Origin of the sequence: Mesorhizobium escarrei (assembly GCF_935825525.1) — a bacterium.
Classification (GTDB): domain Bacteria; phylum Pseudomonadota; class Alphaproteobacteria; order Rhizobiales; family Rhizobiaceae; genus Mesorhizobium; species Mesorhizobium escarrei.
The window spans coordinates 1-393 of record NZ_CAKXZT010000163.1; the positions used below are offsets into that span (position 1 = coordinate 1).

The window sequence follows — 393 nt, forward strand, 5'->3', positions numbered from 1 at the left end:
GAAGATCGAGACGAAGCGTTGCAGGCCGCCCGGCGATCGAAAACTTTGCATCATTCGCTCTCGTTTTCGCAGCGGCACATGCGAATTCTCGGCCCGATTATTGAGCCCCTTGCGATGTTCGACGCCGGGCATGACCTGACGCCTTGCCGCTCCGTAGGAGCGCAGCTTGTCGGTACGATCGCCGCGCCCGGCACGGCGGCTGTTCGAGTGTCGGGCAAGCTGCTCTATCAGCGAGGGCTACTGATGCATCTTACCAATCCGAAATCGATCTTGGCGTGGATCGCATTGATGACGCTCGGACCAGGGTCGGACCGTCACAATGTTCTGCGGCTAAACGCGAAGACATGGCGGTGGTTGCAATGAATGTTCGTCGGGGCTGTGGTGCTCTTATTT

General features: G+C 58.5%; 2 pseudogenes. One reads left to right on the plus strand and one right to left on the minus strand.

What is annotated here, in order from left to right:
* Nucleotides 1–174: pseudogene (locus tag NMG80_RS30130) on the minus strand (DDE-type integrase/transposase/recombinase); the annotation flags it as partial.
* Between the two features lie 48 nt (nucleotides 175–222).
* Between NMG80_RS30130 and NMG80_RS30135 the strand changes: the two are divergent.
* Nucleotides 223–324: pseudogene (locus NMG80_RS30135) on the plus strand (LysE family translocator); the annotation flags it as partial.
* Nucleotides 325–393: the final 69 nt, after the last annotated feature.